14 protein-coding genes are annotated in these 12,075 nt (G+C 56.3%); 9 read left to right on the plus strand and 5 right to left on the minus strand.

The window, feature by feature from the left end; all coding sequences use genetic code 11:
- The first annotated feature begins 61 nt into the window (after nt 1-61).
- The 3 genes from ABIE02_RS19270 to ABIE02_RS19280 all read left to right on the plus strand — a co-directional run bounded on the left by ABIE02_RS19270 (nt 62) and on the right by ABIE02_RS19280 (nt 3,610).
- The gene (locus tag ABIE02_RS19270) at nt 62-1,297 is read left to right on the plus strand and encodes an MFS transporter (RefSeq protein WP_419720663.1); all 1,236 of its coding nucleotides are present in this window, start codon (nt 62-64) and stop codon (nt 1,295-1,297) included.
- Nucleotides 1,298-1,456: 159 nt separating this feature from the next.
- On the plus strand, nt 1,457-2,269 hold the full coding sequence (gene yidA, locus ABIE02_RS19275; RefSeq protein ID WP_032615557.1) for a sugar-phosphatase: 813 nt from the start codon (nt 1,457-1,459) through the stop codon (nt 2,267-2,269).
- A 114-nt stretch (nt 2,270-2,383) separates the two neighbouring features.
- Entirely contained in the window at nt 2,384-3,610 is a 1,227-nt protein-coding gene (locus ABIE02_RS19280) for a DUF3748 domain-containing protein (RefSeq protein ID WP_280713631.1), read from the plus strand.
- Here ABIE02_RS19280 and ABIE02_RS19285 read toward each other — a convergent pair whose 3' ends face one another.
- A complete protein-coding gene (locus ABIE02_RS19285) occupies nt 3,611-3,943 on the minus strand; it encodes a YceK/YidQ family lipoprotein (RefSeq protein WP_032615561.1) in 333 nt (110 codons plus the stop codon).
- Between the two features lie 311 nt (nt 3,944-4,254).
- Between ABIE02_RS19285 and ibpA the strand changes: the two genes are divergently transcribed.
- The 6 genes from ibpA (at nt 4,255) to ABIE02_RS19315 (ending at nt 8,366) form a co-directional block, all read left to right on the plus strand.
- Complete coding sequence (ibpA, locus tag ABIE02_RS19290; RefSeq protein WP_032615564.1) at nt 4,255-4,665, plus strand: small heat shock chaperone IbpA; 411 nt, start codon at nt 4,255-4,257, stop codon at nt 4,663-4,665.
- Nucleotides 4,666-4,802: 137 nt separating this feature from the next.
- Entirely contained in the window at nt 4,803-5,231 is a 429-nt protein-coding gene (ibpB, locus tag ABIE02_RS19295) for a small heat shock chaperone IbpB (protein WP_059309044.1), read from the plus strand.
- Nucleotides 5,232-5,428: 197 nt separating this feature from the next.
- Nucleotides 5,429-7,090 carry a putative transporter gene (locus ABIE02_RS19300; RefSeq protein WP_032615569.1) on the plus strand — a complete coding sequence of 554 codons (1,662 nt, stop codon included), beginning with the start codon at nt 5,429-5,431 and terminating at the stop codon, nt 7,088-7,090.
- Between the two features lie 73 nt (nt 7,091-7,163).
- Nucleotides 7,164-7,511: a YidH family protein gene (locus ABIE02_RS19305; RefSeq protein ID WP_032615571.1), complete on the plus strand. Its 348-nt coding sequence runs from the start codon at nt 7,164-7,166 to the stop codon at nt 7,509-7,511.
- On the plus strand, nt 7,501-7,863 hold the full coding sequence (locus ABIE02_RS19310) for a DUF202 domain-containing protein (RefSeq protein ID WP_032615573.1): 363 nt from the start codon (nt 7,501-7,503) through the stop codon (nt 7,861-7,863). Before ABIE02_RS19305 ends, ABIE02_RS19310 begins: the two co-directional genes overlap by 11 nt.
- Nucleotides 7,860-8,366, plus strand: coding sequence for a radical SAM protein (locus ABIE02_RS19315; RefSeq protein WP_336995116.1), 507 nt, complete (start codon nt 7,860-7,862; stop codon nt 8,364-8,366). Before ABIE02_RS19310 ends, ABIE02_RS19315 begins: the two co-directional genes overlap by 4 nt.
- Here the strand turns inward: ABIE02_RS19315 and dsdA are convergent.
- The 4 genes from dsdA to tisB all read right to left on the minus strand — a co-directional run bounded on the left by dsdA (nt 8,363) and on the right by tisB (nt 11,736).
- Complete coding sequence (dsdA, locus tag ABIE02_RS19320; RefSeq protein ID WP_280713632.1) at nt 8,363-9,661, minus strand: D-serine ammonia-lyase; 1,299 nt, start codon at nt 9,659-9,661, stop codon at nt 8,363-8,365. The two genes, ABIE02_RS19315 and dsdA, sit on opposite strands and share 4 nt — an antisense overlap.
- Nucleotides 9,662-9,722: 61 nt before the next feature.
- A complete protein-coding gene (gene emrD / locus ABIE02_RS19325) occupies nt 9,723-10,907 on the minus strand; it encodes a multidrug efflux MFS transporter EmrD (RefSeq protein WP_148569675.1) in 1,185 nt (394 codons plus the stop codon).
- 228 nt (nt 10,908-11,135) lie between these two features.
- Nucleotides 11,136-11,582: a GNAT family N-acetyltransferase gene (locus tag ABIE02_RS19330; protein ID WP_032615583.1), complete on the minus strand. Its 447-nt coding sequence runs from the start codon at nt 11,580-11,582 to the stop codon at nt 11,136-11,138.
- A 64-nt stretch (nt 11,583-11,646) separates the two neighbouring features.
- On the minus strand, nt 11,647-11,736 hold the full coding sequence (tisB, locus tag ABIE02_RS19335; RefSeq protein ID WP_039032257.1) for a type I toxin-antitoxin system toxin TisB: 90 nt from the start codon (nt 11,734-11,736) through the stop codon (nt 11,647-11,649).
- Nucleotides 11,737-12,075 lie beyond the last annotated feature (339 nt).

Here is a 12,075-nt window from a genome sequence, read left to right on the forward strand (position 1 = left end):
CTTATTTATTATTAATCCTGAATAAATATAACTGGACGTACCCTACATCATGGAGAGAAATATGTATACCAATAGAAGGTATTTTATACTCATTCTGCTTTTTATTGCATCGATGATAAATTATATCGACCGGGCGGCTTTATCTATTCTCGCCCCTTATATAACCGCCGATCTCAATGTCAATAAAGCTGAGCTGGGCCTTATTTTCAGTAGCTTTGCTATTGGTTATGCTGTTTTTTGTTTTATTGGCGGCTGGCTGGCTGATAAATATGGCCCACGGCGCATTTTTGCTGGAGCCATGGGGCTATGGTCGCTTTTTGCAGGCTTAACCTGCATGGCGTTCAACTTTGTTTCGCTGTTTATCATCCGCGTGATATTTGGTGCCGCTGAAGGCCCGATGGGGTCAGTCACCAATAAAACGATCGTTAAATGGTTCCCTGCGAAGGAGCGCGCCCGCGCCGTGGGCGTCTCTTTTTCCGGCAACCCAATGGGTGGGGCAGTATCAGCGCCTATTGTTGCTGCCGCTGCGCTGGCATTTGGATGGCGGATGACCTTTATCGGCATGATGCTGATCGGTTTTGTCTGGGTGGTGATCTGGCTGGCTGCGACAAGAAACCGTACCGGCGATCAGAGCGATACGCAGCAACAGGCTTCCCCCGTTGATAGCGAAGAGAGCTGTCTGCCGGATGAAAAGCTCTCTTATTATCTGAAGCAGCCGATTATCCTCTTCACTGCGCTGGCCTTTTTCGCTTACAGCTACATACTCTTTTTCTTTATGACCTGGTTCCCCAGCTATCTGCTGGATGCGCGCGGGCTGAATATGCACGATATGAGTATCGCTAACGTCCTGCCGTGGTTGTTGGGGTTCGTCGGGCTAATCTCGGGTGGTTTTATCTCTGATTACATTTATAAAATCACCAATAATCTGCTGTTTTCCCGAAAGGTTATTATTGTCGTTGGGCTGATTATCGCTGCTGTCTGTATTACCGCGTCGGCGCTGGTGGCCAGCCTGTATAGCGCAATTGGTCTGATGTCCGTCGGTATGTTTGCCATGTATGTCACCACCTCCTGCTACTGGGCCATTGTGCAGGATACGGTAAAAGGCAACAACGTTGGTGCAGTCAGTGGATTTATCCATTTTCTGGCGAACCTGGCCGGGGTGTTTGCGCCTATGTTGACTGGTTTCATTGTCCAGGGCACCGGGCAATATTATTCAGCTTTCTATCTGGTTGGAGCGCTGGCCATTATTTCAGCCGTGCTGTTAATGTTTGGCGGTCGAAAGAAAGCGGCAATCTAAAGACAGACGTAGCAATCCGGTAGCCAAGCTGCCGGATTGCTGCCGCCTAAACGGGGAATATTTCCTGTGCTTTCAGCCCCGTTTTCCTTCTCCGGTGTTGCTGTTTTTTGAGCGGAATCGCGTTAGCATGAAGTCAGACTCATTCCAACCGGGGATCCCATGGCTATCAAACTCATTGCAATCGATATGGACGGCACGCTGCTGCTGCCAGACCACACTATCTCTGCTGGCGTTAAAGACGCAATTGCCGCAGCCCGTGCGAAAGGCGTGAACGTGGTGCTGACCACCGGTCGTCCATACGCAGGTGTTCACAGCTACCTGAAAGAGCTGCACATGAATGAACCGGGTGATTACTGCATTACCTACAACGGCGCACTGGTCCAGAAAGCAGCCGATGGCAGCACGGTGGCGCAAACGGCGCTGAGTTATGACGATTACCGCTATCTGGAACAACTCTCCCGTGAGGTCGGCTCGCACTTCCACGCTCTCGATCGTAATACGCTCTACACCGCCAACCGCGACATCAGCTACTACACGGTACATGAATCCTTCGTCGCCACCATTCCGCTGGTGTTCTGCGAAGCGGAGAAGATGGACCCCGCCACTCAGTTCCTGAAAGTAATGATGATTGATGAGCCAGAGATCCTGGACAAAGCCATTGCCCGTATCCCGGCAGAGGTGAAAGAGAAATACACCGTGTTGAAAAGTGCGCCGTACTTCCTCGAAATCCTCGATAAACGCGTCAATAAAGGCACTGGCGTGAAGTCGCTGGCCGACGCGCTGGGGATCAAGCCGGAAGAGATCATGACCCTGGGCGATCAGGAAAACGACATTGCGATGCTGGAATATGCTGGCTTAGGCGTGGCGATGGAAAACGCGATCCCGTCGGTGAAAGAGGTGGCTAACTTCGTCACCAAATCCAACCTCGAAGATGGCGTGGCTTACGCTATTGAGAAGTTTGTTCTGAATTAAGACCCGGCAAAACCCGCGCTCTCCTACATCCTGCTGGTGGGCGACGTGAAACGGGTAGGCTAATTCCCGGCAATGCTATACCCTGATGCGACATCCGCGCATCAGGGTATCCTCATGAAACAAATCACCTTCGCTCCCCGCAACCATCAGCTCACCAACACCCGCACCTGGACTGCAGACAGCCAGTGGCTGGTCTTTGACGTCCGCCCGTCCGGGGCATCGTTTACCGGCGACACCATTGAGCGGGTTAACGTCGAAACGGGTGAGGTAGAGGTGATTTATCGCGCCACAAACGGCGCGCATGTTGGGGTCGTGACCGTACATCCAGCGGAAGATAAGTACGTCTTTATCCACGGCCCAAACCATCCTGATGCCCACTGGCAGTACGACTTTCATCACCGTCAGGGGGTGATTGCTGCACAGGGGCAGACAAGCAATCTCGATGCAATGGATATCACCGCACCCTTCACCCCCGGCGCGTTGCGCGGCGGCAGCCACGTGCATGTCTTCAGCCCGAACGGCCAGTTCGTCAGCTTTACCTATAACGACCATGTTCTGCATACGCTCGATCCGAAGCGCGATCTACGCAACGTGGGCGTGGCCGCGCCCTATGGTCCGGTGACGCCTGCTGGCAACCATCCGCGTGAATATGGTGGAACGCACTGGAGCGTACTGGTCAGCCGTACGACCCCCACGCCGCAGCCGGGCAGCGATGAGATCAACCGCGCCTATGAAGAGGGCTGGGTCGGTAACGACAGGCTGGCCTTTATCGGCGATACCCTTTCCGCTCAGGGTGAAAAAGTGCCGGAACTGTTTATCGTGGATCTGCCGAAAGAGGAGCAGGGCTGGAAACAGGCCGGGGATTTACCGCTGCAGGGCACGGCGGAGTGCATGCCCGCCCCGCCAGCCGGGGTGGTGCAGCGCCGTTTAACCTTCACCCACAGCCACCGCTTCCCGGGCCTGGTGAACGTGCCGCGACACTGGGTGCGCAGCAACCCGCAGGCGACACAAATCGCGTTCCTGATGCGTGATGATAAGGGTGTGGTGCAGCTGTGGCTCATCGCGCCGGAAGGGGGAGAGCCTCGTCAGCTCACCCATAATCAACGCGATATTCAGTCGGCGTTTAACTGGCATCCGGCGGGCCATTCGCTGGGGTTTGTGCTGGATAATCGCCTTGCCAGCTGTGATGCCGCCACGGGCGAAGTAACCTTTTTGACATCCGATCACGGCAATCCGCCGTCAGGTGATGCTGTGGTTTACTCGCCTGACGGGCATTATCTTGCCTGGATGGAAGAGATCGACGGCTTCCGTCAGCTCTGGGTGACAGAAACCGGGCGCTAATTAGCGAGAAGGCATCGCAGCGGGCGGGATGACGGCGTTGGTGGCCAGCGTCTTCTCCTCGCTTTGCTCCACGCGGGAGCGAACAGAACTGTCCTTACGAAAGAGATCCCACGGCAGCAGCAGGGTATCAACAACAGCAGTAAACGGCATATCCAGCACCACCAGGGATTTAGTCCCCCAGTTGGTGTCGTCATCCGCGATCATTTTCGCGCTGGCGCGCGTCCCGGGCCATGTCCCTTCTTTACCGCCGGTGTGAGACATCACGCTCGAACACCCGCAAAGCAAAACCACCGTGCTAAACATCGTCAGCTTTATCAGAACATTTTTCATTATCAGTCAGTCATCATCAATGGCCCAATACAGACCCGCAACCGGGTTTATAACGGGCCATGATCAAAATGAATAGTTGAAAAGTACCGCTCTGTGGTACCTATCGCATTTTAACCTTACATGCTGTAGTCCCAGTCTATTCCAGTACCCGCAAAGTGCAAAAAATTCTCGCTACGTTGCTCTTGAAAAGGACGGAAGCAGACCCATTTTAAGAGTGTATCAATGAACAAACGTGCCTGAGGGGCGTTTGGGATACCCCAGCCTGTCCACGGTGGAAGGCGACAATTCTTGCTGATTTCAGGAGTTTTAACTGTATGCGTAACTTTGATCTTTCTCCGCTTTATCGTTCAGCCATTGGCTTCGATCGTCTGTTCAATCATTTAGAAAACAACCAAAGCCAGAGCAATGGCTACCCTCCATACAATGTTGAATTGGTTGACGAAAACCACTACCGCATCGCAATTGCTGTTGCCGGCTTTGCTGAAAGCGAACTGGAGATCACCGCGCAGGACAACCTGCTGGTGGTAAAAGGCGCTCATGCGGGCGAGCAGAAAGAACGTACCTACCTCTATCAGGGCATCGCAGAACGTAACTTTGAACGTAAGTTCCAGTTAGCTGAGAACATTCACGTTCACGGCGCGAACCTGGTAAACGGCCTGCTGTATATCGATCTGGAACGTGTGATCCCGGAAGCGAAAAAACCGCGCCGTATCGAAATTAATTAATTGTCCGGGTCGCATCTGCGGCCCATACCTGAATGCTTGCCGATATCGGGAGCATATGTGAATCCATCAGGATTTGCAGAAACAACTGCGCACAAAATTAAACTGTGCCGAACTCGCTTCTCAGAAGGAGATTTAGTATGCGTAACTACGATTTATCCCCCCTGCTGCGTCAGTGGATTGGTTTTGACAAACTGGCTAGCGCGCTGCAAAGCACCACCGAAAGCCAGACCTTCCCGCCGTATAACATTGAAAAGAGCGACGATAACCACTATCGCATTACGCTCGCGGTGGCAGGGTTCAGCCAGCAGAACCTTGATATCCAGTTGGAAGGCACGCGCCTGACGGTTAAAGGTACCCCGGAAAAACCGGAGACCGAAACCAAATGGCTGCATCAGGGGCTGGTCACTCAGCCGTTCAGCCTGAGCTTTACCCTCGCTGAACATATGGAAGTGACGGGCGCCACCTTTAATAACGGGCTGCTGCATATCGACATTACCCGCAACGTGCCGGAAGAAATTGCTCCGCAGCGGATCGCCATTAGCGAACGCCCGGCGTTGAACAGCTAATACCCGTGTATCGGGTGATGCGGCCTGATGTCCTCACCCCAACCCTTTCTCACGGGAGAGGGTAAAAACTCAAACGGTCACCTTCGGGTGGCCGTTTTGCTTTTAGCGCGGGCTTTTTGTGCGCCATCGCCCATACAACCCGCCTGCGCTCTGCGAAAATCCCTTCTGATAATAATGTTATTCACAGGGATGCCGTCATGAGTGATATAGCGTTAACGGTCAGTATTCTGGCATTGGTTGCGGTGGTCGGGTTGTGGATAGGCAATATCAAAATCCGCGGCGTCGGGTTCGGCATTGGCGGCGTGCTGTTTGGCGGAATTTTTGTCGGTCATTTTGCTGACCAGCTGGGCATCGTGCTCAGCGCGCAGATGTTGCATTTCATTCAGGAATTTGGCCTGATCCTCTTCGTTTACACCATCGGCATTCAGGTTGGGCCGGGGTTTTTCGCCTCGCTGCGTGTCTCGGGCCTGCGCCTCAACCTTTTTGCGATGGGGATTGTGGTGATGGGCGGGCTGGTCACCGCCTTGCTGCATAAACTCTTCGCCATCCCGCTGCCAGTGGTGCTGGGGATTTTCTCCGGTGCGGTCACCAACACCCCCGCGCTGGGAGCCGGGCAACAAATCCTGCGCGATCTGGGTATCGAGCCAGGCATCGTGGATCATATGGGCATGAGCTACGCCATGGCTTATCCGTTCGGCATCTGCGGCATTCTGCTCACCATGTGGCTGATGCGCGTTTTGTTTCACATTAACGTAGAGCAAGAAGCTAAGCAGCATGAATCCACCCTTACTCAGGGTCAGGCGCTGATAAAAACCATCAACATCCGCGTCGATAATCCCAATCTCAACAACCTGGCGATCCAGGATGTGCCGATCCTCAATAGCGCCAACATTATTTGTTCCCGCCTGAAGCGCGAGCAGACCCTGATGGTGCCTTTGCCCGGCACCCTGATCCAGACCGGCGATCTGCTGCACCTCGTCGGCCAGCCGGTCGATCTGCACAACGCCCAACTGGTGATCGGCCAGGAGGTCGATACCTCGCTCTCGACGCGCGGCACCGACATGCGCGTCGAACGGGTAGTCGTGACTAATGAGCAGGTATTGGGCAAAAAAATCCGCGATTTGCAGGCAAAAGAGCGTTATGACGTCGTGATTTCGCGCCTGAACCGCGCCGGGGTTGAGCTGGTGGCCAGCCCGGACGCCAGCCTGCAGTTTGGTGACATCCTCAACCTTGTCGGGCGTCCGGCCTCCATTGATGCCGTTGCCAATATGGTAGGCAACGCGCAGCAAAAACTGCAGCAAGTGCAGATGCTGCCGGTCTTTATCGGCATCGGTCTGGGTGTCCTGCTCGGCTCCATTCCGCTGTACGTGCCGGGGTTCCCGGTGGCGCTCAAGCTGGGGCTGGCAGGCGGGCCGCTGATTATGGCGCTGATCCTCGGGCGCATCGGCTGCGTGGGCAAGCTCTACTGGTTTATGCCCCCGAGCGCCAACCTCGCCCTGCGCGAGCTGGGGATTGTTCTGTTCCTGGCGGTGGTGGGGCTAAAGTCGGGTGGGGAGTTCATCGAGACCCTGGCCCGCGGCGACGGGGTCAGCTGGATTGGCTATGGCATCCTCATTACTGCCATCCCGCTGATCACCATGGGCATTCTGGCGCGGCTGCTGGCAAAGATGAACTATTTAACCCTGTGCGGCATGCTGGCCGGTTCGATGACCGATCCGCCGGCACTGGCCTTTGCCAACAACCTGCACGCCACCAGCGGTGCGGCGGCGCTCTCCTACGCCACGGTCTATCCGCTGGTGATGTTTATGCGCATTATCACACCGCAGCTGCTGGCGGTGCTGTTCTGGGGGATGGGTTAAGGCGAGAAATACTGCCCTGGATACGTTAACATTGCCGCAGTTTTGTACAACGGGCAGTCAGACAGGAGTGGTCATGAAAATTTCCCGCCTCGGCGAAGCGCCGGATTATCGCTTCTCGCTGGCAAACGAGCGTACCTTTCTGGCGTGGATCCGCACCGCGCTCGGTTTTCTGGCGGCGGGTGTCGGCCTTGACCAGCTGGCCCCCGATTTTGCCACACCAGTGATCCGCCAGCTGCTGGCACTGTTGCTGTGCCTCTTTTCCGGGGGGCTGGCGATCTACGGTTACCTGCGCTGGCTGCGTAATGAAAAAGCCATGCGCCTGAAAGACGATCTGCCCTACACCCACAGCCTGCTGGTTATCAGCCTGATCCTGTTGTTCGTCGCGGTGATTGTGATGGGGTTGGTGCTGTATGGCGGATAGCCGTAAGGCGCGTCGGGTGGCCGATCCAGGGTTGCAGCCGGAGCGCACCTCGCTGGCCTGGCTGCGCACGCTGTTTGGCTACGGCGCGTTGATGGTGCTGGCGGTCAGGCACAACTGGCAACAGGCTGGCCCGCTGTTCTGGGTAGCGCTGGGCGTGCTGGCACTGGTAGCGCTGATCCTCTGGCATTACACCCGCAACCGCGCACGGATGGACGTTTCGCTGTACGACTTTTCAGCATCCCGACCTGTACGTATTAAATTTTTGATCTCCCTCGCAGTGTTATCCCTCGCATTATTGTTTGCTGCTAGTCATGTTCACCATCTCATTATTTTTATCAGGGATTTTGCATGACAGGATGTCAGGCCAAAGTGCTCGTAACGCTCATCAACCGCCAGAACTGTTGCCAGCCGGAGCGGTTGTACCGCGATCTGCGCAGCCAGGGTTCGCGGTATCTACACTTTATTCCCTTGCAGGCACGCGATAACCCGGCGTCCATCACCGACCAGCAGTGGGCCGCGTTCCTGACGGCGGTGTTTGATGTCTGGGTACGGGAAGATATCGGTCGTATCTCTGTACAACTCTTTGACTCGGCGCTGGAGATCTGGCGCGGCAATCCACCGCCGATCTACGCTTTCCCCCTTCCCGACGAATGCCAGGCGTGCCCGGTTCGTTATCTGTGCAACAGTGACACCCCGCAGCCGTGGGTTGAGGGCAAAAACGCCCTCTGCGCAGGGTATCAGGCGTTCTTCCGCCACTCCGCCCCGCACATGCGGGTGATGCGCGATTTAATGCGTTATCGCCGTTCACCTGTCGAGCTGATGGCTCTGATGCGCCAGAGCCAGCGGGTGAATTAACGTCCCTTTGCCAGGTACTTCGCCATCTCCTCTTCCGGCACCATGCCGCCGCCGGTTGCCCACACCAGGTGGGTGGCGTTATTCAGCGGATAGTGGCCGGAAGCGGCGATACGCACCGGCCCGGCCATGCCCGCCAGCGCGGATGGTTCAAGACGAATATTTTCTTCCTGCGCCAGCCAGCCCAGCATGTCGTACATGCTCTGATCGGAGAGGGTATAGAACCCGTCGAGCAGACGCTCCATGGCACGGCCAACAAAGCCAGAGGCACGACCCACCGCCAGGCCATCCGCCGCGGTAAGGTTATCGATCCCCAGATCCTGCACCGCAATCTCATCGTGCAGACCGGTATATACCCCCAGCAACATGCACGGGGAGTGGGTCGGTTCGGCAAAGAAGCAGTGTACGTGGTCGCCAAAGGCCAGCTTCAGCCCAAACGCCACCCCGCCAGGGCCACCGCCCACGCCGCACGGCAGATAGACAAAGAGCGGGTGATCCGCATCCACCACACGACCCTGTTCGGCAAACTGCGCCTTCAGGCGCTCGCCTGCCACGGCATAACCTAAAAACAGGGTGCGGGAGTTTTCATCGTCGATAAAGAAGCAGTTCGGATCGTTTTCCGCCGCTTTGCGCCCTTGCTCCACCGCCACGCCGTAATCCTGTTCATACTCCACTACCGTCACGCCGTGGCTGCGCAGTCTGGATTTTTTCCACTCGCGGGCGTCGGCAGACATGTGCACCGTCACCTTAAAGCCGATGCGGGCGCTCATAATGCCGATAGACATCCCGAGGTTGCCGGTAGACCCCACGGCGATGCTGTACTGGCTGAAGAACGCTTTGAAGCGCGGCTCAAGCAGGATGCTGTAATCGTCGTTGAGGTTGAGCAGCCCGGCGTCCAAAGCCAGTTTTTCGGCGTGGGTCAGCACTTCATAGATCCCACCGCGGGCTTTAATCGAGCCGGAGATCGGCAGATGGCTGTCTTTTTTCAGCAGCAGGGTGCCGGGAAGGGTGGCGCCAGATTCCTTTTCCAGCCGTCGGTGCATCGCCGGAATGGCAACCAGCTCAGATTCGATAATGCCGTTGGTGGCTGCCGTCTCCGGGAAGGCTTTCGCGAGATAGGGCGCAAAGCGGTTCAGGCGCGCCCGGGCATCCTCCACATCGGCTTCGGTCAGCCCGACATGGGGAAGCCCTGCGGCCAGAGTGGTGGCTTTTGGGTTAAGCCAGGTGGTCTCTTGCAGGGCGATTAGTGCATTGAGCAGAGGGTATTGTGCGATTAACTTCAGGGTTTGTGGCGTCATAGGATCCTCACAGGTGTATTCCCTTAAGAAAACAGGAAACTGGCCTGGGGGCAAGATCCGCTTACACCGCCTGCTCGTGATGTGACGCGCGGGAGGCCAGCGGCAGCCAGCAGAGCAAAATCAGCAGACCCATTAGCGTCATCAGCAGCCCGAGGCTCGCCTGTCCGTTTTGCGGCAGCATTGCCGAAAGCCAGGCCAGCGCGCCGGAACCGATATTTTGCAGCCCCCCCACCAGTGCCCCGGCGGTGCCTGCGAGGAACGGGAACGGCTCCATCGCACCGCTGGTTGCCAGCGGGAACAGCATCCCCGCGCCAAAGAAGAACAGCGCGGCCGGGACGAGCAGGGTCCAGACGTTCATCACCCCGAACAAGCCCGGGATCCACATCATCAGCCCCGCCAGCAGGCAGCTCACCACCGACTGCCACATCAGGGTGGTGAAGCGTTTATTGGCGCGCCCGGCGAACCAGGCGCCGAAAAACGCCGCCGGGATCGGCAGAATAAACAGAATACTCACCACCATACTGCTGAGGCCCAGCCCGGCGCCCAACAGTACGCCCGAACTGGCTTCGAATACCGCGATCCCCGCCAGGCCACCCACCAGCATCAGCACGTAGCAGTTAAAGGCTCCGTTGCCGAAGAGGATTTTGTAGCTGGTGAGCAGTTTGGTGCGCGGCGCTTCCGCGGGCCGGGTTTCCGGCATCCAGCGCGCCATGCTGAAGGTGACGATAACGCACAGCACCAGCAAAAAGCCGTAACAGGCGCGCCAGGACCACATGGTATCCAGCAGGCCGCCAATCAGCGGGGCCAGCAGCGGGCTGACCAGAATGCCCATATTGAGCAGGCTGTTGGCATGGCGCAGCTGGCTGCCTTCATACAGATCGCGCGGCAACGTACGCGCCATCACTCCGCCGACCCCTGTGCCGACGCCCTGTAATGCGCTGGCGGCAATCAGCACGCTCAGGCTGTGGGTGGTTATCGCAATCACCGTGGCGATCATAAAAATCGTCATCCCGGCCAAAATCACCGGACGGCGACCAATGCGATCAGAGAGCGGGCCGTAGAATAATTGCGACACACCATAGGTCAGCAGGTAGGCTGCCATTACGCTCTGGACGGCACCCTCACGCACCTGGAGCGCGTTTGCCATGTCGGCAATGGCCGGAATATAGATGGTTTGCGCCATCTGACCGACGGCGACCAGCAATACCAACATCAAGAGTAAATTAACGTTCCGTTGTCTTTTCATGTTGCTGAATACTTCTGCCAAAGTGATAAATAAAGAATAAGTGACTACGCATTCCCATAAATGCGCGTGGAATCTACCACAGTGAGATGACAAGTTAAGTATTGCGGTGATGAATGAATCGCGGCAGAAAGGCAGGATTAATAAACAACAACGGCAACTAAAGTTGCCACGGGATCGGGCCTGGCGCAGCCGCGATCCGTCGTGCCGCAAACCGATATGGCCCGCCCGTTACACTGCGCAGAATAACCGGTGCGTGACGCGCGGTTCATCCACAACCAGCGTGAAACCAGCACGCTGGTAGAAGGGCCAGGCAGCCTCAGGCGCGTGGGTATTGAGAAAATCAAACCAGACGCTGGCATCGGCCATCACGACGGCGAGCAGTTGCTTGCCGATACCCAGCCCACGACAGCTTTCGCTGATATAGAGATGGCGGATGCGACCGGCCCGCGGCTGCTGGCTGAACGGATCGCGGTTTAACCCGCAAATCCCCACCAGTTTGCCGTTCAGAAACGCACCCAACAGTTTTTCACCGGGAGCGTTAAAGCGGTTTTCACCCCGTTCCCAGTTCTCTTCCAGCCTGCGCAACATATTGAAATTGAGCGCGGTGCTCTCGGTTTTAAGCGCGATATACCCCGGTTCGTGCGGCGTGACAGGCTCAATTAACAAACGCAACATAGCATTCCCTCGTTATTAAAGAGGGGCGGTTTCCCGCCCCTCTTTGGTGCGGCTTGAACCTGAGTTACTTAACGTATTTCAGGACAGCATCAAGCAGTTGCAGTGCTGCAACAATGAGTTTGAGGATAAGTACAACCATATCCACTACGCTCATACGCGTCTCCTCTGGTTAAGGAGCACGATGCTGGCGTACCTTTCCGCCGCCTGTGACCAGCACCTTTGTTGACGTAACACAGTGTGCTCAGGTGGGGAGTGGAGGCGCTGACGGCACCACCCGTTTCAGCCAGGACTTCGTTGCGCCGGTGTACTACGAGCGGCTCCCCTCACACCCTGTGAACACACCCAGTATAGATAAATACTGTATATATGAACAGTAATTTATGGACAAAACGTGAAGCGGGAGCCATACTCAAATGCGTCAAAATCCGTGCCGTAAATTGCGCGTTCCTGTGCGATCGCGTATACTTCGTGCGTTGACGTAACACAGTGTGCT

This window comes from Leclercia sp. 1548 (assembly GCF_050435045.1).
Classification (GTDB): Bacteria; Pseudomonadota; Gammaproteobacteria; order Enterobacterales; family Enterobacteriaceae; genus Enterobacter; species Enterobacter adecarboxylatus.